Raw genomic sequence first — 1,201 nt, forward strand, 5'->3', positions numbered from 1 at the left:
CCCCGACCACATCCCACCAGTTGACGATCATGATGTGGGTGTCGGGCGCGGTGTCGGTGAGGATTCGCGCTGACTCGCACAGGAAGGCCATGTTGTCGATGGCGGAGTTCACGATGACGTACCTGCGCACGCCGCAGCGGGCCAGCGCGGTCAGGACATCGGTGACGAGGCTGGTGAAAGTCGAGCCGCGCAGGTTGATGACCCCGGGGAAGTCGCCGCCGAGCCGTTGCGGTGGGGTGGCGACGCCGTAGCCGATCGAGGGAGCCAGGAAACCGCCCAGTTCACGGGCGAGCCGTCCGGCGAAGTACTCGCTGATCATCGTGTCGGCGGCCAGGGGCAGGTGCGGGCCGTGCGGCTCGACGGCTCCCACGGGCACGATCGCGTAGCCTTCGCGTGCCTGGGTCTGGAAGGTGGGCCACGACATCTCACCGAGCAGCATGGGCATCTCCTGGGACGGACGGGGGGTGCGCGGGGGTCGGTGGGTGGTCATGCGTCGGTCCATCCGAGGCTGGGCACGTCGCGTTCCCGTAGGGGTTCGGCGGCCTGCAGGTTGAGGAAGTCCTCCTTGTTGCAGCACCCGGTCGCCGCCCCGCACGGCGCCCAGGTCTGCGGACGCAGCGTCAGGTCGAAGTCGGGATCCAGGGCGTTGCCGTAGCGCTCGCGGTCGAGGACCGAGTACCGCGAGCAGCGGTAGACCTGGCCGTGGATGTCGATGAACACGTAGTCATGTCCGGCGCGGCACGGCAGCCCTTCCGGCGCGGTCAGACCGGTCAACGCGACCTGGGTCAGCGCCGCGTCGCCGCCCGCGGCGCGCACCGCGTCCACGACGTTCCCGGCGCCGAGCAGCGGTACAGCCCGGGCGAGGTCATCGGCGTGGGTAAAGGTGTCCGACGGGGCGGACGGGTCGTATCCGAGATCGAGGTTGAACCGCAGACCGGCGTCGTCCGCGGCTGCCTTCACCCGGCGGGCGGCGTCGGTGTCGGCGGGGGTGAACAGCAGGGTGTTCACAACCACGAAGCAGCCGTAGACGTCCTGGGCGACCGCGGCGGCGGCGATGAACGTCTTTAGGCTCATCTGCCCCTCGTGCCAGGTGAGCCACAGCGACACCTTGCCCAGGTTGGCCTGCCTGCCCAGCACGGGCAGCCGCCGCGTGAGCAGGGAGGCGTTGGAGACCAGCTCCACGTAGCGGACATGGGGTTGG

General features: G+C 69.6%; 2 protein-coding genes. Both read right to left on the reverse strand.

Annotated elements, in window-relative coordinates; translation table 11 throughout:
- On the reverse strand, window positions 1-490 hold a 490-nt coding region (locus BBK14_RS15010), incomplete at its 3' end, for a creatininase family protein (RefSeq protein WP_198541290.1).
- Window positions 487-1,201 (reverse strand): SPASM domain-containing protein (locus BBK14_RS38310; RefSeq protein ID WP_157904271.1); only part of this gene is annotated, 715 nt, incomplete at its 5' end. The genes BBK14_RS15010 and BBK14_RS38310, both read right to left, overlap by 4 nt.

Source organism: Parafrankia soli, assembly GCF_001854695.1.
GTDB lineage: Bacteria > Actinomycetota > Actinomycetes > Frankiales > Frankiaceae > Parafrankia > Parafrankia soli.